Genomic DNA, 20,947 nt, shown 5'->3' on the forward strand with positions numbered 1-20,947 from the left:
TGTCCCGCGGTGTTCCCGGTCTGGTCGAGCGGCCCTCGGTGTGGTCCGACCGATCAGTTCGCCGCGCCGTGTCGGTCCGTAGGCCGGACACCGACTCGCGGGAGGCTGCGCCGTGCGGAAACTGACCTTCGGCATGAACGTGAGCCTGGACGGTTACATCGCCGCGCCCGGCGACGACCTCGGCTGGAGCGTGCCGAGCGACGAGCTGTTCCAGTGGTGGTCGGACCGGGTGGGGGCGACCGGGCTGGCGCTGTACGGGCGCAGACTGTGGGAGACGATGAGCTCCCACTGGCCGACCGCCGACCAGCAGCCCGGCGCCACACCGGCGCACATCGAGTACGCCCGCCGCTGGCGGGACGTGCCGAAGGTGGTGTTCTCCGCCACGATCGGCGCGGTCGACAGGAACGCCCGCCTGGTCAGCGGTGACGCCGTCACCGAGATCACCCGGCTCAAGGCCGAGGACGGCGGTCCCATGGACGTCGGCGGCGCCACCCTCGCCGCGGCGGCCATGCGGGCCGGGCTGGTCGACGAGTACGCGATCGTCACCCACCCGGTCCTGGTGGGCGGCGGCACACCGTTCTTCACGGCCCTGGACGACCGGGTGGACCTGACCCTGGTGGAGACCCGGACGTTCCCGGGCGGCGTGCTCCTGACCAGGTACGAGACCAGGCACTGAGTGCCCGACGGTGGCCTGGCGGGGGCGCCGGTCTGGCCGAGGACGGCGGTCCGGTGCCACGCTGTCGTCCTCCGCACGACCTCCGCGGTCGGTGTCGGGGTCGCCGTGTGGGGAGGGCGGATGCGGTCGGTGTCGCCGGAGCTGGTCGGCGAGCTCGACGGCGGAACGGACCGGGCCGAGTACCTGTGGGTGGTCGCCGGGACCCTGACGGACCTGCTGCACGCCGACTTCATCGGGCACGTGACGCTCGACCTCGGCAGTCGGTGGGCTCGGGTCGAGCGGCTGCCGCGGAGCGGACGGCCCGGTGGCGACGTGGCCCGGCAGTTCTTCGCCCTGGCAGAGGAGCATCCGGTGGTGCGCAGCTATCGTGCCGACCGGTCCCGCGGCGCGCCGGCTCCTCGACGGCTGAGTGACGTGGCGACCCGGGCGGAGCTGTTGCGCAGCCCGGCCTACGTCGATCTGCTCCGCCCGGGCGGCGCCGAGCACCAGCTGACCATCCTGACCGCGCGCACGGCGGCCGGCGGCCGGGGATGGACGGTGAACCGGTCGGGTGCCGACTTCACCGACGCGGAGCTGGCGTCGGCGTGCGCGCTGCAGCCGGTCCTGGCGCTGCTGGACCGGGCCGTCGGCGGGCGGTCGGCGACGACGCCGGACGGCGCGGCGGCGGCCGAGCGGCTCGGCCTCACCGCCCGCGAGGTGCAGGTCCTGGGTCACGTCGGCGACGGGTTGACCGCGGACGCCGCCGCGCGCCTGCTGCGGATCAGCCCCCGCACGGTGCACAAGCACCTGGAGAACGCCTATCGCAAGCTCGACCGCCACGACCGGCTGCTCGCCGTGGACCGGGCGCGCGAGCTCGGCATCCTCCCGCGGCCGCGACCGCAGGCCCATACGGCTACGCCTCCGACGCTGCCCCCGGCGGCCGGTACCGGACCTGCGCGGCCGTCCGCATGGCGTCCATCGTCTCGTCGACGCTCAGCAGCACCGTCGTCTCCACCGTGCTGAGCGCGCCACCGGCCGACAGGGCGAGCGCGACCGCGGCCATGGACACGTTGTCGGGGGCCTCCCACAGGGTGTAGCCGTCGTGCGGCCCGAAGGCGTACCAGAAGCCGTGGAACTGTCCCCCGACCGACTCGATGTAGGTCCGGGCGGCAGTCCGGCGGTCCTCGGGGTGCTCGATCAGCCGGGCCCACGTCTCCGGGGTGTAGCTGAACCTGGTCAGGTAGAGCGGCATCGTCGCTCCCTCCCGAGCGTCGGCGTGCGCGCGTCCGCGAGTGGAGGTCGGAGCCTACGACCGGCCAGCGCCCGGCGGGGCGGGTCGGCGTCGTCCGGGGCTCCGACGCTCATTGCGTCCTCGACGAGCCCGGTGGTGGGATCCAGCCGACGCGACACCGGGGTCGCGCCGGCCCCGAGGAGTCCTGATGGCCGAGGTCCACGGCACGTACGACGACCGGTTCCGCGGGGTGCGCGACGCGTTCTCCGCGCAGCTCGAGGGCGACGAGCTCGGTGGCTCCATCGCCGTCGACGTCGACGGGGAGACCGTCGTCGACATCTGGGGCGGCTGGCGCGACGAGGGGCGGACGACGCCCTGGACGCAGGACACGATCGTCAACGTCTGGTCGACGACGAAGACGATCACCGCCCTCGCCGTGCTGACGCTGGTCGAGCAGGGTCGGCTCGACGTGCACGCCCCCGTCGCGGAGTACTGGCCGGAGTTCGGGGCCAACGGCAAGGCGGGCATCCGCGTGGCACACCTGATGTCGCACACCTCCGGCGTGGCCGGCTGGGATCCGCCGTTCACCGTGGAGGACATGTACGACTGGGACAGCTCGGTCGCGCGGCTCGCCGCCCAGGCGCCGTGGTGGGAGCCGGGGACGGCGTCCGGCTACCACGCACAGAACCAGGGCCACCTGCTCGGCGAGGTGCTGCGACGCGTCGACGGCCGGTCGCTGAAGCAGTACGTGGCCGAGGAGCTGGCCGGTCCCTTGGGGGCGGACTTCCAGATCGGCGCTGCGCCGGAGGACGAGGGCCGCATCGCGCCGGTCGTCCCCCCGCCGCCCCTGGCGTTCGACCTGGCGGCGATGGACCCCGCCAGCCCGGTCGTCCGCTGCTTCACCGGCCCGGTGGCCGACGCGAGCAAGGCCAACACGCCCGGGTGGCGGGCCGCGGACCTGGGTGCGCTCAACGGGCACAGCAACGCCCGCGGCGTCCTCGACGTCATGCGGGTCGTGTCGCTGGGCGGCGAGGCCGGAGGCGTCCGGCTGCTGTCGGACGAGACCGTCGACCTGGCCTTCGAGGTCCAGGCCGACGGCGTCGACCTGGTCCTCGGCGTGCCGTTCCGCATGGGCATCGGCTTCGGGCTGTCGCCGTCCGCGGCCGTGCCCTACCTGCCGGGGGGCCGGGTCGCCTTCTGGGGTGGCTGGGGCGGCTCGATGATCGTGATGGACCTCGACCGCCGGGTGACGACGAGCTACATGATGAACCGGATGGCACCGGGCATCGTCGGCTCCCCGCGCGCGCAGGCCTACATCGACGCCGTCTACGCCGCGATCTGAGGGCCGGCGGGACCACCCCCCGCCACTTCCAACGTATAGCACAGCAGGGGGCTTGCGGCAAGGGCCGGGGGATGCCCCACACTCGCCCGGCCGAGGCCTGGACCTGCGGAAACGGGACGAGCGACCCCCTCCGCAGCGCCGCGTGCCCGCGCGCGCGGCCGGGCCGGGACCGGCGTCCCGCACCACGGATCGGAGCCGACGTGCCCTCCCTGACCACCAGCGCCTTCGACCTCCCCGACCACCTCGCCGCCAAGGCCGACCCGGCGCTGGTCGCGGCCGACGAGCAGCACCTCGCGGCCATCGCCGACAGCCTCGAGCAGACCGTCGCCGACCTGTCCGCCCGCCTCGACGCCGAGCGCCGGGCCCCCGACCGGGAGGGCCAGGCGGCGCTGGACCGCGACCTGGAGGTCCACCGGCTCACCGCCCGGCTGCGGACGCTGCGCCGCTTCGGCCTCGACCTGTGCCTGGGCCGCATGGTCCGGGCCGACGACCCCGAGCCCGTCTACGTGGGCCGGCTCGGCCTCACCGACCGCGCCGGCCGACGGCTGCTGGTCGACTGGCGTTCCCCCGCGGCCGAGCCGTTCTTCGGGGCCACCCACGCCGATCCGATGGGCCTGACCAGCCGCCGCCGCTACCGCTGGACCCGCGGCCGGGTCACCGACTACTGGGACGAGGTGTTCACCCCCGACGGGCTCGTCGGCCACGCCGCGCTCGACGACCAGTCCGCCTTCCTCGCCAGCCTCGGCGGCAGCCGGTCGGACCGGATGCGCGACGTGCTCGGCACCATCCAGGCCGACCAGGACGCGATCATCCGCGCCGGGTCCCACGGGGCCCTGGTCGTCGACGGCGGCCCGGGGACGGGCAAGACCGTCGTCGCCCTGCACCGCACCGCCTACCTCCTCTACTCCGACCCCCGGCTCGGTCCCGGCCGCGGCCGGGTGCTGTTCGTCGGTCCGCACCAGCCCTACCTGGCCTACGTCGCCGATGTCCTGCCCGGTCTCGGCGAGGAAGGCGTGCAGACCACCACCCTGCGCGACCTCGTCCCCGAGGGCGCCGACGCCGTCGTCGAGACCGACCCGCACGTGGCGGCCCTGAAGTCGTCCGCGCGAATGGCCGAGGCGATCGAGGCCGCCGTCCGGTTCCACGAGGAGCCGCCCACCACCGGGACGACGGTCTCGACCCCGTGGGCCGAGGTCTGGCTGGACCCCGACGACTGGGCCGAGGCGTTCGACGCGGCCGAGCCCGGCACGCCGCACAACGAGGCGCGCGAGCAGGTCTGGGAGGCGCTGCTCGCGATCCTGGTGGACGCGCACGAGGACGACGACGTCCCGGTCGACCTCCTCCGCCGGACGCTGCAGCGCGACGCCGACCTGCGGGCGGCCCTCGACCGCGCGTGGCCGCTGCTCGAGGCGGCCGACGTCGTCGGGGACCTGTGGTCGGTGCCCGCCTACCTGCGGCGGTGCGCCCCCTGGCTCGGCCGCGACGACGTCCGGGCGCTGCAGCGCGCCGACGCGCGGGCCTGGACGCTGTCCGACCTGCCGCTCCTGGACGCCACCCGCCGGCGACTCGGTGACGCCGGTGCGGCCCGGCGCCGGCGGCGGCACGACGCCGTCGTCGCCGCGGAGCACGAGCGGATGGCCGGCGTCATCGACGAGCTGATCGCGGCCGACGACTCCGAGCTGCTGCTGATGACGAGCCTGCGCCACCAGGACCTCCGCGACGCCCTGGTCGACGACGCCGCGCTGCCCACCGCCGACCCGGACCTGCTCGCCGGCCCGTTCGCGCACGTCGTCGTGGACGAGGCGCAGGAGCTGACCGACGCCGAGTGGCAGGTGCTGCTGCGCCGCTGCCCCTCCCGCAGCCTGACCGTCGTCGGCGACCGCGCGCAGGCCCGGCACGGCTTCCCGGAGTCGTGGGAGGAACGGCTCGCGCGGGTCGGGCTCGGCCCGGTGCGGATCGCCTCGCTGGGCATCAACTACCGGACGCCGGCGGAGGTGATGGCCGAGGCCGAGCCGGTCATCCGCGCCGTGCTGCCGGACGCCAACGTGCCGACGTCCGTCCGCAGCAGCGGCGTCCCCGTCGTCACCGGACCGGTCGCGGACCTGCACCGGGTGCTCGAGGCCTGGCTCGCCGGGCACGCCGAGGGCACCGCCTGCGTCATCGGCGACCCCACGTTCCGGGCCACCTCCCGGGTCCGCTCGCTGACCCCGGAGCTGGCGAAGGGACTGGAGTTCGACCTGGTCGTCCTCGTCGACCCGGCGGCGTTCGGGACGGGCATCGAGGGTGCGGTCGACCGCTACGTCGCGATGACCCGGGCGACCCGGCAGCTCGTCGTCCTCACGAGCTCCTGAGCCGGGCCGCCGGGCGCGTCGGGCGGGACACGCCGGGCGGACGACTCCGGCCGGAAACCCCCCTGTGACCGAACCGTGACCGACTGGCAGCATGCAGCGCCGTGAGACGAACCACAGTCGCGATCGCCGCCCTGAGCCTGTTCCTCGCCGGCGCCGGTACCGCCCAGGCCGCGCCCGCCGACGGCCCGGTGCCCCCCGGGCCGGTCGCCAAGGACAACCCCGAGTTCACCGCCAACGTCATGGCACCGCTGAAGGTGGAGACCGACGCGGAGTGGGCGGACTTCGAGGCCGACCTGGAGACCGTCGCCGCCTACGGCGTGGACGCCGTGAGCGTCGACGTCTGGTGGGGTGACGTCGAGGGTGCCGCCGACAACCAGTTCGACTGGGCCTACTACGACCGCATCTTCGAGGTGATCACCTCGAAGGGTCTCGACCTCGCGCCGATCCTGTCCTTCCACCAGTGCGGCGGGAACGTCGGCGACGACTACACCAGCCTGCTGCCCGCCTGGCTGTGGCCGAAGTACGAGGGACGCAGCTTCCGGGGGATCAAGCTCGGCCCGAACGGCCTGCAGCACCGGAGCGAGCAGGGCAACTACAGCCGCGAGACCGTGCAGGGCTGGGCCGACCAGATCGTGATGAACGAGTACCGGGACTTCACCCGGGCGTTCGAGCAGCGCTACGGCGACCTCTACGCCGACGAGGTGGTGGAGATCAACGTCTCGCTCGGCCCGTCCGGCGAGCTGCGGTACCCCTCCTACAACCAGCACGACAGGGGCACCGGCTACCCGACCCGGGGCGCGCTGCAGTCGTACTCCCCGCTGGCCGTCCGCGACTTCCAGAAGTCGATGGTCCAGCAGTACGGCTCGCTGCGGGCGGTCAACCGCGCCTGGGGGACCACCCTGCGGTCGGCGGACGAGATCGCCCCGCCGGCCGACGCCGAGGCCTTCTTCACCAGCCACGCGTACATGGACACGCAGTACGGCCGTGACTTCGTCGACTGGTACAACGGCTCGCTCGTCGACCACGGCGAGCGGGTGCTGACCACGGTCATCCGCACGCTGGGCAACGAGTTCCCCGAGGCCGACATCGGCTACAAGGTCCCGGGCATCCACTGGCAGATGGCCAGCCCGGTGATCCCGCGGGCGACCGAGGTGACCACCGGTCTGATCCAGACCAGCGTCGACGAGAACTCCTGGGCGACCGGGCACGGCTACGCGCGGATCGTCGAGCTGGCCAACCGGTTCGACGGCGGCCCGCGTGAGGTGGTCATGCACTTCACCGCGCTGGAGATGGACGACCAGCCCACCGAGGCGGGTGCGTGGTCGCTGGCCCAGACCCTGGTGCAGTGGATCGGCGACTACGGGTTCCGCGCCGGCGTCGAGCTCAAGGGCGAGAACGCGCTCTCCGGCGGGGTCACCTGGGACGGCGGCTGGGACAACATCAACGAGGCCTTCGACGGGTGGGGGTACCTCGGCCTCACCGTGCTGCGGATGAACGACGTGGCCGAGGGCGTCGGCGCGACGCGCTACGCGCAGTTCATCGAGAAGTACAGCCCCAACCGCTGACGGTTCCCGGCCGGGCGCCCGCGCCGCTCCCCGCGGGCGCCCCGGCCGGGCCGCCGGACCGAGGAGGTACCGACGTGACCGACACCGTCCAGCCGGCCACCGGTGGCCCGAGGACCGGGTACGCGCCGGTCAACGGGCTGCAGGTGTACGTCGAGGTCCACGGTCCCGAGCGGGAGGCGGCCGGGACCCCGCTCCTCCTGCTGTACGGCGCGTACATGACCACCGGCGACCTCGGGCCGCTGGTGTCGGCGCTGGCGGCCACCCGGCAGGTCGTCGTCCCCGACCTGCAGGCCCACGGCCGGACGGCGGACGTCGACCGGCCCATCACCTACGAGGGCCTGGCCGACGACGCCGCGGGCCTGCTGGCGCACCTCGGCATCGCGCGCGCCGACGTGATGGGCTTCAGCATGGGCGGTGCCGCCGCGCTGCAGGTGGCCATCCGCCACCCGGAGGTGGTCCGCAGGCTCGTGGTGGTCTCGGCGTCGCACTCCAGCGCCGGGATGCAGCCGGAGCTGCTGGCGAGGATCCCGACCATCACGCCGGAGGGGTTCGCCGGGTCGCCGATGGAGGCCACCTACAAGTCGGTGGCACCCGACCCCGAGCACTTCCCGGTCCTGGTGGAGAAGCTCAAGACCCTGGACGAGACGCCCTTCGACTGGCCGGCCGTCCGGGACGTCACCGCGCCGACCCTGGTCGTCGCCGGGGACGCCGACGCCGTCCGCGCCGAACACGCGGTCGAGCTCTTCCACCTGCTCGGCGGGGGCGCGATGGGCGACCTCGCCGGGCTGTCCCGGGCGCGCCTGGCGATCCTGCCGGGCACCACCCACTTCATGCCGCCGGGCAGCGGCGTGCTCGACCGGCTGGACTGGCTGGTCCCGATGGTCCTGGCCCACCTCGACGCCGCGGCGGCACCGGAGGGGGTCACCGGACACCCGGCCGGGTAGCCGGGCGGCATGGACCTGCTCTCCCTGCCCCGTGCCGCCACCGCGTCCGCGCTCGCCCTGGGGACGGCGCTGCGCGGTGCGCGGGTCTTCCACCCCCGCGGGGAGGCGTTCACCGCGACCGTCGAGGCCGACGGCGGCGGTGCCTGGGGCGCCCGGCTCCTCGACGAGGCGGGCCGCCACGACGTCGTCGTCCGCCGCTCGCGCGGGGCCGGGCTGCCCGAGCCGCTTCCCGACGTCGTCGGCCTCGCCGTCCGCTTCGACGGGCTGGGCCGGGCCGGCGGCCCGCTCGACGTGCTGGTCAACACCGCCGGCGGTCCGCCCGGCCTGCGCCACCTGTTCCTGCCCGCACCGATGGGCCGGACGTTCTCCTCCGTGCTGCCCTACCGCACCGGCAGCGGCCGGCTGGTCCTGCTCGGGGCGCGCGACGACGGGACCGGCACCGGGTGGGAGCTCCTCGCCGCGACGCTCACCGGCGGCTGGGCACGGTGGGGGCACCTCACCCCGGGACCGGCGGTGTCCGGCGACCGGGCCGAGCACCTGCGCTTCGCGCCGACCCTGGGCGCCGACGACCTGCAGCCGGTCGCGCTCTTCCGGGCCGTGCGCGACCGGTCCTACCGGGAGAGCCAGGCGCTGCGTCCCTGACCCGGTCCGGACGCGCTCAGCCGGCCGGTGTCCGGGGGGAGCGGTGGTGGAGGGGGCTGTCGGGGTTCAGCAGCGAGTGCCCGCGGCCGTAGGCGAAGTAGATGACCAGGCCGATGAGCAGCCAGATGCCGAAGCGCACCCACGTCTCCCAGGGCAGCTGCCAGATCAGGAACAGCGACGCCAGGACCCCGAAGGCGGGTACCACGGGCATCAGGGGCAGGCGGAAGGAGCGGGGCGCGTCCGGACGGGTGTAGCGGAACAGGATGACCGCGACGCAGACGACGATGAACGCCGACAGGATGCCGATGTTGGTCAGGTCGGCGACGGCGCGGATGGGGAAGACACCGGCGAGCACGGCCGACCCGACGCCGGCGATCCACGTCACCCGCTGCGGCGTGCCGGTCCGGTCCACCTTCGCGAACCACGGGGGCAGCAGCCCGTCACGGCTCATGGAGAACCAGACGCGGGTGACGCCGAGCAGGAACGTCAGCATCACGGTCAGGATCGACAGCACGGCGAAGACGGAGATGATGCTGGCGATCACCGGCAGGCCCACGCTCTCGAAGGCCGAGGCGAAGCCTGCGGTCGGGTCGATGTCCCGGTAGTCCTGCATCCCGGTGAGCACCAGCGTGGCGGCGACGTAGAGCAGCATCGCGATCACCAGCGACAGGATGATGGCCTTCGGCATGTGCTTCTTGCCGTCCTCGGCCTCCTCGGCCGCGGTGCTCATGGCGTCGTAGCCGAACACCGCGAAGAACACGGTGGCCGCGCCGGTGAGCACGGGGCCGAAGCCGGACGGCAGGAACGGGTCGTAGTTCCCGGCCTGGACGTAGAAGACCCCCAGCCCGATGATGCCGAGGATCAGCAGGATCTTGATCCCGACGGCGATCAACTCGAACCGGCCGAAGGTCTTCGTCCCGCGGCTGAGGATGAACGTGACCAGCAGGCAGATCAGGACGGCGGGGACGTTGACGACGCCGCCCTCCTCGGCCGAGGCGGTGAGCGACGTCGGCAGGGTGAGCCCGAGGTTGTCCAGCAGCTCCCCGAGGTAGCCGGAGATGCCGATCGCCACCACCGCGACGATGGCGATGTACTCCAGCAGCAGGTCCCAGCCGATGAACCACCCGATGACCTCGCCGAGGGCCACGTAGCCGTAGGTGTAGGCGGATCCGGCCCGCGGGATCATGCCGGCGAACTCGGCGTAGGACAGCGCTGCTGCCGCGGAGGCGAGGCCGGCGATGAGGAAGGCGATGAGGACGGCCGGGCCGACGGCCTCGTTGTCCGCGTCGCCGGCGGCCACCAGCCCGGCGAGGGAGAAGATCCCGACGCCGATGATGCCGCCGACGCCGATCGCGGTCAGCTGCCAGAGCCCCAGGCTCTTGGCGAGCGTCCCGCCGCCGGTCTCCTTCTCGATCTCCTCCATCTGGTCGATCGGCATCCGCCGCCAGACCGATTTCCTGGTCGGAGTGCTCATGGGTTTCCTCGTCTCCCGGGGCCCCGGCGGGGCACGGTGCGGGTCCCCGACGAGACTCCTCGCCCGCCGGCGCTCCCGCAGGGCGAGGGCCTCGCGTCCGCCGTCCGGTCCGGGTGCCCGGCGGTGCGCCGGGGACTACGCTCGCCGCCACCCTGGTGAGGACGGGAGCCCGCGATGGACGCCGGCGTCGACACCCTGCAGAAGGCACTGCAGATCAACCTCGACCCCCGCTGGTACGGCACGATCGCGGAGATCGGCGCCGGCCAGGAGGTCGCCCGGTGGTTCTTCCGGGCCGGCGGCGCGGCCGGCACCGTGGCCAAGACCATGTCGGCGTACGACATGGCGGTCAGCGACGCCGTCTACGGCAAGAGCGAGCGCTACGTCTCCAAGGGCCGCCTGCAGGCGATGCTCGACCACGAGTACCAGCTCAACCTCGACCGCCTGGGCGACCAGCGCGGCGACGACACCGCCTTCTTCGCCTTCGCCGACACGGTCGTGGCGCGCAGCTACCGGGGCGGGAACGAGTGCCACGGCTGGATGGGCGTCAAGTTCCAGTCCCACCCCCGCGACGAGCCCAGCCAGGTCGTCGTCCACGTGCGGATGCTCGACGACGAGGCGCCCCAGCAGCAGGAGGCGCTGGGCGTGGTGGGCGTGAACCTGCTGCACGCGGCGTTCTTCCACCACCACGAGCCCGAGCGCCTGGTGGAGAGCCTCCTCGACCAGCTCACCACCGGCCGGATCGAGATCGACATGATCGAGCTGTCCGGGATCGAGTTCCGGACGGTCGACAACCGGGTCATGGCGCTCAAGCTCGTGCAGGTCGGGCTCAGCGGGGCGGCGATGTTCGGCCCCGACCGGCGGGTGCTGCAGCCCAGCGAGGTGCTGCGCAAGAAGGCGATCCTGGTCGAGCGGGGCAGCTTCCGCCCGCCCACGGTGGTCAACATCGACATGCTGGAGGCGGCCCGGGCCGAGTTCGAGGCCGACCCCGCGGTCGCCGGACGCGACGTCCTGCTGCTGACCGAGCTGACGATGGCCAACCTGCGCGCCGGTGGGGACGTCGTCGACCGCCGTGACTTCCTCGCCCGCGCCGACCTGCTGGCCGCCTGCGGGATGACGGTGCTCATCTCCGACTACGTGGCCTACCACCGGCTCGCCGCCTACCTCGCCTGGCGCACCGACGGCCGGATCGGCATGGTCATGGGCCTGCCGAGCCTGCTGGACCTCTTCGACGAGGCCAGCCACGCCGACCTGCCGGGCGGCATCCTGGAGAGCTTCGGCCGCCTGTTCAAGAACGAGCTCCGGCTGTTCGTCTACCCGATGCTCCGCGACGGCGAGGTCACCACGGTCGAGACCGTCTCGATCGGCGGGCAACTGCAGCCGCTCTACGACTACCTGGCGCAGCGGGGCAGCTTCGTGCACCTGGACCGGTACAAGCCCGAGTACCTGCCGATCCTCAGCCGGGACGTGCTCAAGCGGATCCCCACCGACGACGAGGGCTGGGAGTCGATGGTCCCGCCGGAGGTCTGCGAGGTCATCAAGCAGCGCGGCTTCTTCGGCTACCGGCGCGACCGCTGACCACGTGGCGGGGACCGGTCAGCGGGCAACGGCGGTCCGCTGCCACTCCCGCGGGCTGGTGCCGTAGGCGCGGCGAAAGCGCCGGGCGAAGTGGCTGGGGTCGGCGAAGCCGCAGGCCCGTGCGGTGGCGGCGATCGACCGCTGCCGCCCGGCGGGGGAGGCCAGCCGGGTCCGCGCGGCCTCCAGCCGCTGGGCGATCACGTCCTGCTCGAGGCTGACCCCGGCCGCGGCGAGGGCCTTGTACAGGTGGCGGACCGAGACCCCGTGCGCTCGGGCGACGGCGTCCGGCGTGAGGCCGGGGTCGGTCGAGTGCCGGGCGACGTGCGCCCGGACCCGGCGCACCAGGGGGTCCTCCGGCGCCGGGGGGTCGGGCCGGTCGTCGCCGGCGGCGGACAGGACGAGCGCGCGCACCAGCTCGACGGTCGCGCCGCCGAGGGCCGCCGCGCCGGGGTCGGCCGACAGCCCGGCCGCATCGTCGGCGAGCCGCTGCAGGTGCGCACGCACCAGCCCGTGCAGTGCGCTGGTGCGCAGCCGGGGGGCCGCGCGGCGGACGACGTCGAGGGGCAGGCCGAGCCGGTCGAGGGGGACCAGCAGCGCGCCGGACCGCCCGCCGGTGACCCGGGCGGACCCGGCGGGCGCGGTCGGGTCGACCAGCTCCAGGTCACCGCCCTCGTCCGGCGGCCCGTGCCCGGGCCGGCCGGACCCGTCCGGGCCGCGGTGCGGGAAGACCAGGGCGACCAGGGAGGTGCCGTCCCGGGCCTCGCGCGGCCGGCCGCGGACCGGGCCCGGGCGGGTCGCGCCAGTGGTCAGCAGCACCGTCGTCCCGAAGCGGAACGCCTGCAGCCTCCCCGGCACCGCCGCGGGCTCCCCGCGGTGCCCGGCGCGGGGCAGCGGGATGGTCTCGGAGAGCAGCATCGCCGTCCCTGGGCGTCGCGCAGCTGACGTCCCCCGTGGACGCCGCCGAGCCTGGCAGAGGCCCGCGGTGATCGGAACCCGCCCGGGGATGCGGGCAGGGACCGGAGTCGTGCACGTAGGGACCCGTCACCGGCCGGGCCCGCTGCCAGGCTCCCCGCTGACCGGCCACCATCCCGAGGGAGCGACCGTGACCACGCCGACCGCACCGGACACCATCGTCCTGATCCACGGCTTCTGGGTGACCCCGCGCAGCTGGGAGAACTGGAAGAGCCACTACGAGCAGCGCGGGTTCCGCGTCCTCACCCCCGGCTACCCCGGGTTCGAGGTCGAGGTGGAGGCGCTCAACGCCGACCCGACGCCGATCGCCGAGCTCACCCTGCCGGCGATCGTCGAGCACCTGGCCGCCGTCGTCCGCGGGGTGGAGCGGCCGCCGGTCCTGATCGGCCACTCCGCCGGCGGCACGCTCACCCAGCTGCTGCTCGACCGCGGTCTGGGTGCCGTGGGGGTGGCGCTGAACTCGGCGCCGACCGAGGGGGTGAAGCTGCTGCCGCTGTCGCAGCTGCGCTCCACCTGGACGGTCTTCAAGAACCCGGCCAACCGGCACCGCGCCGTCGGGCTCACCGAGGAGCAGTGGCACTACGCGTTCACGAACACCTTCTCCGAGGAGGAGTCGCGGGCGCTCTACCGGCGCTACCACGTCCCGGCGTCCGGCCGGATCCTGTGGAACTCCGTGCTCGCCAACCTCATGCCCGGCCCGCAGGACGCGCACGTCGACTACGCCAACCCGGCCCGGCCGCCGCTGCTGTTCGGCTCCGGCGGGGAGGACCACATCATGCCGCCGGCCATCCAGCGCTCGAACGCCCGGCACTACCGCGGTGGCACGGTGACCGAGGTGCGCGACTACCCGGGCTACGCCCACCTGCTGCCGGCCCAGGAGGGGTGGGAGCGGATCGCCGACGAGGTCCTCGACTGGGCGCTGGCGCACGCCACGGGTCCGCGGCCGGAGGTGGCCGGCGCCCAGTGACGGGACCGGCGCGGTGGTCCTGCTGGCCGCGCGGGCCGATCCCGCCGATCATGGCGGGATGACGGTGATCGCACTGCCGAAGCCGGGTCGGTGGGTCTGGGACGCGCGGGACCGCAGCCGCGCCCTGCGCGTCTCCACCCACCCGGAGCAGGGCCTGCTCAACCTGAGCGTCTGGCGCGACGACCTCTGCGTCGGCACCGTCAAGCTGCGGCCGGAGGAGGTCTCCGGCCTGGTGGCCGCGCTGTCGGACGGGCTGGCCCGGCTGGCGGCCCGGCCGGCGGAGCCCCCGCGGGAGGACGACGTCGTGGCCGACGTCGTGGCCCTCGAGACCCGGCTGGCCGCCGTCGAGTCGCGGCTGCCCGCCCGCCCGCGCGCCACGCGGCTCGTGCGCTCCCTGGTCGGCCAGGCCCAGGACCGCCTCACGGGTCTGCTCCGCGGCTGACGCGGCCGCCCACGGACGCTCGTACATTGGCGAGGATGAGCGTCGCCCCCGCCCTGACCGTCGCCCTGCACGACCGGTTCGCCCGCGAGCTGCCGGAGATGGCGGTCGCCTGGCAGGCGGCGGAGGTGCCCGACCCGCGGCTGCTGGTGCTCGACGAGGACCTCGCCGCCGAGCTCGGTCTCGACCCCGCCGCGCTGCGCGGTCCCGAGGGGATCGGCCTGCTCACCGGCACCGCCGTCCCCGAGGGTGCGCACCCGGTGGCGCAGGCCTACGCCGGCCACCAGTTCGGCTACTACAACCCGCGCCTGGGGGACGGGCGGGCGCTGCTCCTCGGCGAGCTCGTCGACACCGGGGGCCGACTGCACGACCTGCACCTCAAGGGCTCGGGGCGCACGCCGTTCTCCCGCGGCGGCGACGGGCTGGCCGCCGTCGGGCCGATGCTGCGCGAGTACGTCGTCAGCCGGGCGATGCACGCCCTCGGCATCCCGACCACCCGCTCGCTCGCCGTCGTCGCCACCGGGCGGCCGGTCCGCCGGGAGACGCTGCTGCCCGGCGCCGTCCTGGCCCGGGTGGCCGCCAGCCACCTGCGGGTGGGCAGCTTCCAGTACGCGCGGGCCACCGGCGACGACGGCCTGCTCCACCGCCTGGCCGACGTGGCGATCAGCCGGCACCACCCCGCCTGCGCCGACGCCGGCAACCGGTACCTCGCGCTGTTCGAGGCCGTCGTCGCGGCGCAGGCCTCCCTGGTGGCGCGGTGGATGCTCGTGGGGTTCGTGCACGGCGTCATGAACACCGACAACATGACGATCTCCGGCGAGACGATCGACTTCGGGCCGTGCGCGTTCATGGAGGGCTACGACCCGAACGCCTGGTACAGCTCCGTCGACCAGGGCGGGCGCTACCGCTTCGGCAACCAGCCGCTCGCGGCCGAGTGGGACCTCGCCCGGCTGGCCGAGGCGATGCTGCCGCTGTTCGCCGACGACCAGGAGCAGGCCGTCGCGCTCGCCGTCGAGGCGCTGCACCGGTTCCGCCCCGCCTACGACGCCGCCCTCGCCGCCGGCTGGCGGGCCAAGCTGGGCCTGCCCGAGGGGCTCGACGACGCCGTCGCCACCGCGCTGGTCGACGACCTGCTCGACCTGCTGCAGACGCACCGCGTCGACCTGACCGGCTTCGCGCGGCGGCTGTCCGCGGCCGCCCGCGGCGACGCCGAGCCGGCGCGCGGCCTGGTGCTCGACCTCGCCGCGGTCGACGCGTGGCTCGAGCGGTGGCGGGCGGTGGGACCCGACGCCGACGCGATGGACCGGGTCAACCCCGTCTACGTCCCGCGCAACCACCTCGTCGAGGAGGCGCTGGACGCCGCGACCGCCGGTGACCTCGGCCCGGTCGAGCGGCTGGTCGAGGTGGTCAGCCGCCCGTTCGAGGAGCGCCCCGGTCTGGAGCGCTACGCCGAGCCCGGCCCCGGCGGCCCGTACGTCACCTTCTGCGGCACCTGACCGCTCGCGGCGTCGAGGGCGGCGCGCACCCAGGCGAGCGCGGCGTCGTGGTCGGCGAAGGTCCGCTGGGGGTACCCGGGCCCGTGGCCCTCGTCCTGCCCGTCGCGGGTGAGCGAGTGGTAGCGGCGCTCGTCGAACACGTCGGCCCATGCGGCGATCGCCGGGACGTGCGCGGGCAGCTCCTCCGCGGCCCAGCGCTCCAGCGCTGCGCGGCCCTCCGCGGTGGGGGCGCCGAGCCGCCGCCGGTCGAGCACCACGCCGACGCGTCCGCGGGCGGGGCGCAGCGCGCCCGCGACCAGGTCGACGTCGGCCGCCGTCAGCCGCCCGACGAGGGCGACGTGCAGCACGGCGCCGTCCCACACGGCCGACGACGCGTCCGGCTCAGGCACCGGTGAACTCCGCGAAGCGCGCCGGCGCCTGGTCGGTCGTGGCCGGCTCACCCTCGCCGAGCAGCGCGGCGCGCAGGTCGTCCAGCACCCAGTCCACGGAGAAGGCCGACGCCGACAGCCAGGTCTCGCCGCTGACCTCGTGCACCGCGCCGGCCTGCACCGCCCGCAGCCCCGGCCACAGCGGCGACCCGGTGAGGCCGTCGGTGAGGTACGGGCCGCCGGAGAGGAGGAAGAGCGCGTCGCCGTCGTGGTCGGGCAGGGTCTCGGCGGTGAAGGTGACGAACGGGCTGGCCGGGTCGCCCGGCTGCTCCTGCGCGGGCGGGCGGGCCAGGCCCACCCCGGTCAGCACCGAGCCGACGGCGGTCGCGGCGGGCGGGGAGAAGAAGCCGCCGTTGTCGCCGACGACGGAGGTCACCGAGCCCGCCAGCCCGGCCGCGTCGAGGTCGGCGGCGAGGTCGGCCGTGGCCTCCTGCAGTCCCTCCCGGATCTGCGCGGCCTCGTCCTCGCGGCCCAGTGCCTCGGCGACGGTGGACAGCTGCTCGTCCCAGCCGGCGGTGTAGTCGACCACCGTGGTGGGGGCGATGGCGTCGAGCTGCGACTCGACCGAGGCCGTCGTCGGGATGGAGACGCCGATGACCACGTCCGGGGAGGCGGCGGCCACCGCCTCGAGGTCGAGCTCGGACCCGTAGGGCCGGGTGTCGAGGCCGACGTCGTCGAACACCGCCGACGTCGACTCGTACTCGAAGACCTCCAGCACGAGGTCGGGTTCCACGCCGAGGGTGAGTGCGTGCATCGCGGCGAAGTCGTCGAGGGCGAGCACGACCTGGTCCTCGGTCGCCGACCCGCTCGCGGCGGGCGCGGAGGCGGAGGCGTCGGGCTCGGAGCTGCACGCGGCGAGGACCAGGAGGCCGGCGGCGCAGCCGGCGGTGCGGGTAGGGAGGGGCACCGGCTAGTCATAGGTGAGGGAAGGCTTGCCTCACAAGTGCCGTCGCCGGTCGGCCGGGGACGTTCTCGATCCGCTACTCGGCCGTCCTCCGGCCACCGGCGGGTCCACGGCGGCTGTTCGCGGCGTCCTCCGGGACCTACGCTCGGGCGGCCGGACACCGGCGGAAGGGGCGCTGACCATGCATCGGATCCCGGACTCGCTGCCGGTGCTCAGCCGGGGCAGGCACCGCAGCCCCGAGCGCGGCGCCTGCTTCCTCGAGTACACCTCGCTGCTGGCCGGCGAGCCGTTCAGCGACGCGCCGCGGTGCGTCGACGGCGAGCTGGCCGCGGTCCTGCGCCACGCCAACGACGTGCTCTCCGCCGCCGACCGGCCGCGCCTGCTGCCCCTGCTGGGCCGCGCCATCGGCCTCGTCTCCGTCGATGCCGGGCGGCTGCGGCGCGACGTCGCCCGGCGGGTCGCGGCCGACGTCGGCGCCCCGCTGTCGCCCGAGGAGCGGCGGTGGGCGGGCGCCGGGGCCGTGGACCGGCTGTTCTGGTCGCTCATGCACGAGCCGGCACCGGTGAGCACGTCGGCGGCGTGGGTCGCCCGGCTGCTGGAGCGGCTCGACCTGCTGCACGGCTGCTACGAGGCGGCGCTGGCGGCTCCGGTGGGGGCCGGACCTCGCGGGTGAGCGCCCCGCGCGCCCTCGTCCGCGTGCGCGGTGAGGCCACCGCCGACCACCCGCCCGACGTCGCGGTCCTCGCGGTGTCGGCGAGCGCGGTGTCCCCGGACAGCCGTCAGACGGCGCTCGACGAGGCGTCGCGGGTGGCCGCCCGGCTGCGCGAGGCCCTCGCGGCCGCCGACGGGGTGCGCCGGGTGGTGCTGTCCCGGGTGGCGGTGCACGAGCGGTTCGCCTGGGACCCCGGCGCCGGCCGGCACCAGCCGGCCGGGTGGGAGGCGACCGTGGCCGGCTCGGTACACGCCGACGCCGCCGCGGCGGAGGCGCTGGCCGAGGTCGTCGCGGCCGCCGGTGCGGGCATCGGCGGCGTCGGGTGGGAGCTCGACGACCCGGCCGTGGCCCGCCGGGCGGTCCGCCGCGCCGCCGTCGACGCCGCCCGGGAGGCCGCCACCGACCTCGCCGACGCCGTCGGCCGGGGACTCGGCCCGCTGCTCGAGCTGGCCGACGCCGGGCTGTCGTCGGCCGCGGTCCCCGAGGCGATGGCCGTCATGGCGCGGGGCTCCGCGGAGGCCGGGCCGGGCCTGCAGCTCGACCCGCGGGACGTGACGGTGTCGGCCGTCGTCGAGGCCAGCTACGCGCTGGACGACTGAGCCGGGCGTGCCATGATCGGTGCGGTCGGCGCCGGCCCCCGTCCGGGGACACCCGCCGGCCCCGACCCGCGACGCGCGCCGCGGGACCCCACGCCGGCCCGGCAGCCCGTTGCCGGCACCCCGCGGGGCCCGCGAGGCGCCTCGCGCGAGGACGCCATGCCCGCTCCCACCACCCGCCCGCCCTCGCCCTGGCCGGGCTCCCGGCACGAGACCGTGCACCGCTGGCAGCTCGACGACGTCGCCTCGCTGGCCGACGTGGTCACGCGGCTGGCCGCGCTGGCCGCCGAGCTGCGCGCCGCCCACGCCGCCGGCTGGACCCCGGTGCAGCCGCTGCGCGACGGCCACCTGCTCGCCACCCGGCCGTCGCGCCGCGAACGGGCCCGGGGTCCCTTCGCCGTCCCGCCCGCGACCGGGGAGGCCCCGCCGCTGACGGGCCGGCGGGTCCGCCTCGTCGACGAGCCGCCGGTGCCCGGGGACGAGGTGCTCGACCTCGCGGCGGTCCCGCGCACGCCGGTGCTGTCCTGGACCGGTGGGGGACCGCACCAGGTGACCGGTCCCGCCGTCGGGACGGAGGTGCTCGCGGAGCTGGGACACCAGGTGCCCGCGGACCGGGCCGGACTGCGGCGGTGGGCCCTGGTGCCCGCCCGGGTCGGCCCCGGGCTCGACCTCGTGGCCGAGTGTGGCGCCCTGCGGGTGCACGCGGTGGTCGACGGCGCACTGGTCCGCACCGTCGAGGCGCTGACCTTCCGGCACGCGGCCGACCGGGCGGCCACGCTGGCCGACGCCGCCGCGGCCTACGAGCGGCTGGCCCGGGTCGCCGAGGCCATGGCCGCCGCCGGCGGGCGGTTGACCGAGTCCGACGACGGCCTGCTCGTCGTCCGGTACGGCCGCTGAGCCGGCACAGCGCTGTCAGAGGCGGGTGGGATCCACCTCGACGACGACGGTGACCACGTCGCCGTCGTCCTTGCCGCGGCGCACCCGCGCCGGGACGGGCAGCAGCCAGCCGGCCTCCCGGTCGCGCCACACGCTGGTCGACCAGGTCCGCCCGTCGACCGTGGCGGTCACCGGGACGCGGCCGAACGCGCCGGCGCGGTCGGGGGCGTGCTCGGGCGGCACCGGGGCGAAGACCCAGCTCGCCGCACCGGGCCAGCGCACGAGCGTCGCGTCGAAGGGCACGGGCGCAGCCTGCCGCAGGGGGACGACGATCGGGGCCGGGCACCGCGACGGTTGCGTCCCGCGTGACGCACGGGACGACGCGGGACACGCCGCCGCGGACCGGGGACGGGGACGCCGCCGCGGCTGTGTCACCGTCCTGGCCGTGCCCGCTGCCCGCTCCCGGCCCGCCCGGTGACCGCCACCGTGGAGGTCGCCGTGCTGGTCGCCGTGGCGCTCGCCGGCGCGGCGACCGGTCACCTGGTCGACCGTGCGGCTGCCCGTTTCCCCTGGCCGCGGCCGGCGACCGTCGGAGCGGTCCTCGGCGGGCGCGGGGGAGCGGCTCCCCGGGGCCTGCTGGAGCTGGGGACGGCGGCGCTGTTCGTGCTCGCCGCGCTGCGCTTCGGGCCGACGGCGGAGCTGGCGGCCTGGCTCTGGCTGGGCGCCAGCGGGGTGCTGCTCGGCGTCATCGACCTGCGCGAGCGGCTGCTGCCCAACCGGGTGGTCCTGCCGACGCTGGTCACCGGCGCGGTCCTGCTCACCGGTGCCGCCGCGCTCGAGGGGGAGTGGCCGGCGCTGCTGCGGGCGCTGCTGGCCTCCGCCGCGGTGTTCGGCGTCCTGCTGGCCATGGCGCTCGTCTCGCCGGCCGGCATGGGGATGGGAGACGTCAAGCTGGGCGCCGTCCTCGGGCTGTACCTCGGGTGGCTGGGCTGGCCGCACGTGGTCGTCGGCCTCTTCGCCGGGTTCCTCGTCCAGGCGGTGCTGGCCCTCGGGCTGCTGGCGGCCCGTCGCATCGGCCTGCGCGCCGAGCTGCCCTTCGGCCCCGCCCTGCTCGTCGGGGCCGCGCTCGTGGCCGGGGCTCCAGCGCTGCTGTCCTGAGCACCCCTGCGCCGCTGCACTGAGGAGGCCGCGACCGGTCACGGCCCGTGACATCGGCCCGTCCGGCTGCCCCGTCAGGAGGACCGGCGTCGCCCGATCCGGTGGAAGGTGCTCAAGCCGGCGTTTCTGCGGCCCGACACCCCTGGTGTCCGCCGCGACGCCGGGTCGACCGACCCCGGCCGGACGGCACCGTCCCTCCAGGGAGTCCCCGTGCAGAACCCGTTCGCCACCCTCGCCACCCTGCTCTCCTTCGCGCAGGACCGCGTCCGCCGCGAGGAGAAGGGCGCCACCGCCGTCGAGTACGGCCTGATGGTCGGCCTGATCGCGATCGCCATCATCGCCGCCGTCATGCTCCTCGAGGACCAGCTCTCGGCGCTGTTCACCGAGATCGGCGGCGAGCTGGAGAGCGCCGGCGAGTGATCCCGGCTCCACCCACGGCGCAGTGGCCCCGTCCCCCCGGGGCCACTGCGCCGCGGCGGTCTCCGTGCCCCACCACCGCGGCCACCACCGGCGCAAGCGGGACGTCGGCGCAGCCGCTCGCCGCGGCCACCGGCCGGGCGGGGTTGGTCAGCGGGCCGAGGAAGTTGAACACCGTGCCGATGCCCATCTCGCGCCGCGGC

Annotated in this window: 23 protein-coding genes; 16 read left to right on the forward strand and 7 right to left on the reverse strand. The window is 75.3% G+C overall.

The window, feature by feature from the left end:
* Window positions 1-112: 112 nt before the first annotated feature.
* Window positions 113-676: a dihydrofolate reductase family protein gene (locus tag ACI78U_RS13640; RefSeq protein ID WP_456875860.1), complete on the forward strand. Its 564-nt coding sequence runs from the start codon at window positions 113-115 to the stop codon at window positions 674-676.
* A gap of 120 nt (window positions 677-796) precedes the next feature.
* Window positions 797-1,678, forward strand: a complete 882-nt coding sequence (locus ACI78U_RS13645; RefSeq protein WP_456875861.1) for a response regulator transcription factor — start codon at window positions 797-799, stop codon at window positions 1,676-1,678.
* Here ACI78U_RS13645 and ACI78U_RS13650 read toward each other — a convergent pair.
* The gene (locus tag ACI78U_RS13650; RefSeq protein WP_456875862.1) at window positions 1,569-1,907 is read right to left on the reverse strand and encodes a GYD domain-containing protein; all 339 of its coding nucleotides are present in this window, start codon (window positions 1,905-1,907) and stop codon (window positions 1,569-1,571) included. The genes ACI78U_RS13645 and ACI78U_RS13650 overlap by 110 nt on opposite strands.
* A gap of 187 nt (window positions 1,908-2,094) precedes the next feature.
* Here ACI78U_RS13650 and ACI78U_RS13655 point away from each other — a divergent pair, with 187 nt between their 5' ends.
* The 5 genes from ACI78U_RS13655 to ACI78U_RS13675 all read left to right on the forward strand — a co-directional run bounded on the left by ACI78U_RS13655 (window position 2,095) and on the right by ACI78U_RS13675 (window position 8,730).
* Window positions 2,095-3,228 (forward strand): serine hydrolase domain-containing protein, encoded by a 1,134-nt coding sequence (locus tag ACI78U_RS13655; RefSeq protein WP_456875863.1) that lies wholly within the window; start codon window positions 2,095-2,097, stop codon window positions 3,226-3,228.
* Between the two features lie 200 nt (window positions 3,229-3,428).
* Entirely contained in the window at window positions 3,429-5,579 is a 2,151-nt protein-coding gene (helR, locus tag ACI78U_RS13660) for an RNA polymerase recycling motor ATPase HelR (protein WP_456875864.1), read from the forward strand.
* A gap of 101 nt (window positions 5,580-5,680) precedes the next feature.
* Complete coding sequence (locus tag ACI78U_RS13665; RefSeq protein ID WP_456875865.1) at window positions 5,681-7,144, forward strand: family 14 glycosylhydrolase; 1,464 nt, start codon at window positions 5,681-5,683, stop codon at window positions 7,142-7,144.
* Window positions 7,145-7,218: 74 nt separating this feature from the next.
* Window positions 7,219-8,088 (forward strand): alpha/beta fold hydrolase, encoded by an 870-nt coding sequence (locus tag ACI78U_RS13670; RefSeq protein ID WP_456875866.1) that lies wholly within the window; start codon window positions 7,219-7,221, stop codon window positions 8,086-8,088.
* 9 nt (window positions 8,089-8,097) lie between these two features.
* Complete coding sequence (locus ACI78U_RS13675; RefSeq protein ID WP_456875867.1) at window positions 8,098-8,730, forward strand: hypothetical protein; 633 nt, start codon at window positions 8,098-8,100, stop codon at window positions 8,728-8,730.
* Window positions 8,731-8,746: 16 nt separating this feature from the next.
* Here ACI78U_RS13675 and ACI78U_RS13680 read toward each other — a convergent pair whose 3' ends face one another.
* Complete coding sequence (locus ACI78U_RS13680; protein WP_456875868.1) at window positions 8,747-10,204, reverse strand: amino acid permease; 1,458 nt, start codon at window positions 10,202-10,204, stop codon at window positions 8,747-8,749.
* Between the two features lie 174 nt (window positions 10,205-10,378).
* Here ACI78U_RS13680 and ACI78U_RS13685 point away from each other — a divergent pair, with 174 nt between their 5' ends.
* The gene (locus ACI78U_RS13685; RefSeq protein WP_456875869.1) at window positions 10,379-11,779 is read left to right on the forward strand and encodes a TonB-dependent receptor; all 1,401 of its coding nucleotides are present in this window, start codon (window positions 10,379-10,381) and stop codon (window positions 11,777-11,779) included.
* Between the two features lie 18 nt (window positions 11,780-11,797).
* On the opposite strand, the gene ACI78U_RS13690 is transcribed toward ACI78U_RS13685, so the two are convergent.
* The gene (locus tag ACI78U_RS13690) at window positions 11,798-12,694 is read right to left on the reverse strand and encodes a helix-turn-helix transcriptional regulator (protein WP_456875870.1); all 897 of its coding nucleotides are present in this window, start codon (window positions 12,692-12,694) and stop codon (window positions 11,798-11,800) included.
* Between the two features lie 187 nt (window positions 12,695-12,881).
* On the opposite strand from ACI78U_RS13690, the gene ACI78U_RS13695 reads away from it, so the two are divergent.
* From ACI78U_RS13695 to ACI78U_RS13705, 3 genes are read left to right on the forward strand one after another with little or no spacing between them, the layout of a single operon-like run.
* A complete protein-coding gene (locus tag ACI78U_RS13695; RefSeq protein WP_456875871.1) occupies window positions 12,882-13,718 on the forward strand; it encodes an alpha/beta hydrolase in 837 nt (278 codons plus the stop codon).
* A gap of 58 nt (window positions 13,719-13,776) precedes the next feature.
* Window positions 13,777-14,160 (forward strand): hypothetical protein, encoded by a 384-nt coding sequence (locus ACI78U_RS13700; protein WP_456875872.1) that lies wholly within the window; start codon window positions 13,777-13,779, stop codon window positions 14,158-14,160.
* A gap of 35 nt (window positions 14,161-14,195) precedes the next feature.
* Complete coding sequence (locus ACI78U_RS13705; RefSeq protein WP_456875873.1) at window positions 14,196-15,653, forward strand: protein adenylyltransferase SelO; 1,458 nt, start codon at window positions 14,196-14,198, stop codon at window positions 15,651-15,653.
* On the opposite strand, the gene ACI78U_RS13710 is transcribed toward ACI78U_RS13705, so the two are convergent.
* Window positions 15,602-16,042: a hypothetical protein gene (locus tag ACI78U_RS13710; protein ID WP_456875874.1), complete on the reverse strand. Its 441-nt coding sequence runs from the start codon at window positions 16,040-16,042 to the stop codon at window positions 15,602-15,604. The two genes, ACI78U_RS13705 and ACI78U_RS13710, sit on opposite strands and share 52 nt — an antisense overlap.
* Entirely contained in the window at window positions 16,035-16,988 is a 954-nt protein-coding gene (locus tag ACI78U_RS13715; RefSeq protein ID WP_456875875.1) for an ABC transporter substrate-binding protein, read from the reverse strand. Before ACI78U_RS13715 ends, ACI78U_RS13710 begins: the two co-directional genes overlap by 8 nt.
* 178 nt (window positions 16,989-17,166) lie before the next feature.
* Between ACI78U_RS13715 and ACI78U_RS13720 the strand changes: the two genes are divergently transcribed.
* The 3 genes from ACI78U_RS13720 (at window position 17,167) to ACI78U_RS13730 (ending at window position 19,190) form a co-directional block, all read left to right on the forward strand.
* The gene (locus ACI78U_RS13720) at window positions 17,167-17,658 is read left to right on the forward strand and encodes a hypothetical protein (RefSeq protein ID WP_456875876.1); all 492 of its coding nucleotides are present in this window, start codon (window positions 17,167-17,169) and stop codon (window positions 17,656-17,658) included.
* Window positions 17,655-18,296 carry an SIMPL domain-containing protein gene (locus tag ACI78U_RS13725; protein ID WP_456875877.1) on the forward strand — a complete coding sequence of 214 codons (642 nt, stop codon included), beginning with the start codon at window positions 17,655-17,657 and terminating at the stop codon, window positions 18,294-18,296. Before ACI78U_RS13720 ends, ACI78U_RS13725 begins: the two co-directional genes overlap by 4 nt.
* 156 nt (window positions 18,297-18,452) lie before the next feature.
* The gene (locus ACI78U_RS13730) at window positions 18,453-19,190 is read left to right on the forward strand and encodes a hypothetical protein (RefSeq protein ID WP_456875878.1); all 738 of its coding nucleotides are present in this window, start codon (window positions 18,453-18,455) and stop codon (window positions 19,188-19,190) included.
* 15 nt (window positions 19,191-19,205) lie between these two features.
* On the opposite strand, the gene ACI78U_RS13735 is transcribed toward ACI78U_RS13730, so the two are convergent.
* On the reverse strand, window positions 19,206-19,472 hold the full coding sequence (locus ACI78U_RS13735) for a DUF1905 domain-containing protein (RefSeq protein ID WP_456875879.1): 267 nt from the start codon (window positions 19,470-19,472) through the stop codon (window positions 19,206-19,208).
* A 171-nt stretch (window positions 19,473-19,643) separates the two neighbouring features.
* Here ACI78U_RS13735 and ACI78U_RS13740 point away from each other — a divergent pair, with 171 nt between their 5' ends.
* Together ACI78U_RS13740 and ACI78U_RS13745 are read left to right on the forward strand one after the other, a co-directional pair.
* On the forward strand, window positions 19,644-20,327 hold the full coding sequence (locus ACI78U_RS13740; RefSeq protein WP_456875880.1) for a prepilin peptidase: 684 nt from the start codon (window positions 19,644-19,646) through the stop codon (window positions 20,325-20,327).
* Between the two features lie 210 nt (window positions 20,328-20,537).
* Window positions 20,538-20,747: a Flp family type IVb pilin gene (locus ACI78U_RS13745; protein WP_456875881.1), complete on the forward strand. Its 210-nt coding sequence runs from the start codon at window positions 20,538-20,540 to the stop codon at window positions 20,745-20,747.
* On the opposite strand, the gene ACI78U_RS13750 is transcribed toward ACI78U_RS13745, so the two are convergent.
* Window positions 20,707-20,934: a hypothetical protein gene (locus tag ACI78U_RS13750; protein WP_456875882.1), complete on the reverse strand. Its 228-nt coding sequence runs from the start codon at window positions 20,932-20,934 to the stop codon at window positions 20,707-20,709. The genes ACI78U_RS13745 and ACI78U_RS13750 overlap by 41 nt on opposite strands.
* Window positions 20,935-20,947: the final 13 nt, after the last annotated feature.

This window comes from Geodermatophilus sp. SYSU D00710, assembly GCF_054050195.1.

Bases quoted from the DNA above. Each gene is read 5' to 3' on its own strand.
- ACI78U_RS13750 (WP_456875882.1), bottom strand. From the start codon at position 20,934: ATGGGCATCGGCACGGTGTTCAACTTCCTCGGCCCGCTGACCAACCCC.
- ACI78U_RS13680 (WP_456875868.1), bottom strand. From the start codon at position 10,204: ATGAGCACTCCGACCAGGAAATCGGTCTGGCGGCGGATGCCGATCGAC.
- ACI78U_RS13720 (WP_456875876.1), top strand. From the start codon at position 17,167: ATGCATCGGATCCCGGACTCGCTGCCGGTGCTCAGCCGGGGCAGGCAC.
- ACI78U_RS13685 (WP_456875869.1), top strand. From the start codon at position 10,379: ATGGACGCCGGCGTCGACACCCTGCAGAAGGCACTGCAGATCAACCTC.
- ACI78U_RS13650 (WP_456875862.1), bottom strand. From the start codon at position 1,907: ATGCCGCTCTACCTGACCAGGTTCAGCTACACCCCGGAGACGTGGGCC.
- ACI78U_RS13730 (WP_456875878.1), top strand. From the start codon at position 18,453: ATGCCCGCTCCCACCACCCGCCCGCCCTCGCCCTGGCCGGGCTCCCGG.
- ACI78U_RS13645 (WP_456875861.1), top strand. From the start codon at position 797: ATGCGGTCGGTGTCGCCGGAGCTGGTCGGCGAGCTCGACGGCGGAACG.
- ACI78U_RS13675 (WP_456875867.1), top strand. From the start codon at position 8,098: ATGGACCTGCTCTCCCTGCCCCGTGCCGCCACCGCGTCCGCGCTCGCC.
- ACI78U_RS13700 (WP_456875872.1), top strand. From the start codon at position 13,777: ATGACGGTGATCGCACTGCCGAAGCCGGGTCGGTGGGTCTGGGACGCG.
- ACI78U_RS13655 (WP_456875863.1), top strand. From the start codon at position 2,095: ATGGCCGAGGTCCACGGCACGTACGACGACCGGTTCCGCGGGGTGCGC.
- ACI78U_RS13705 (WP_456875873.1), top strand. From the start codon at position 14,196: ATGAGCGTCGCCCCCGCCCTGACCGTCGCCCTGCACGACCGGTTCGCC.
- ACI78U_RS13690 (WP_456875870.1), bottom strand. From the start codon at position 12,694: ATGCTGCTCTCCGAGACCATCCCGCTGCCCCGCGCCGGGCACCGCGGG.